The organism is Syntrophomonas sp. UBA5494, assembly GCF_002426325.1.
This window is the reverse complement of record NZ_DIPG01000078.1, coordinates 1-221: the sequence shown is the minus strand read 5'-3', so window position 1 is coordinate 221 and position 221 is coordinate 1. Positions and strand designations below refer to the sequence as shown.

Annotated in this window: 1 pseudogene; it reads right to left on the bottom strand. The window is 50.2% G+C overall.

The features are described from left to right. Positions 1–20: 20 nt before the first annotated feature. Positions 21–221, bottom strand: a pseudogene (locus tag B3W37_RS08750) (twitching motility protein PilT); the annotation flags it as partial.

Here is a 221-nt window from a genome sequence, read left to right as displayed (position 1 = left end):
CTATAACAACCCGGAGGTTGTTATCCATACAAATTCACCTCTCGTACAGCTTGTACCTGGCTCTCCAAATGATGAGCATGATGCTGGTGATCTTCCCGGCTCTTGCGGGTAAAAATCATACGGCCCGCGGCGGTTTGAAACACGCTGGTTACTACCACATCAAGATCACGTCCGATGTCGTTTTGTGCATCCTCCACAACCACCATGGTTCCATCCTCCAG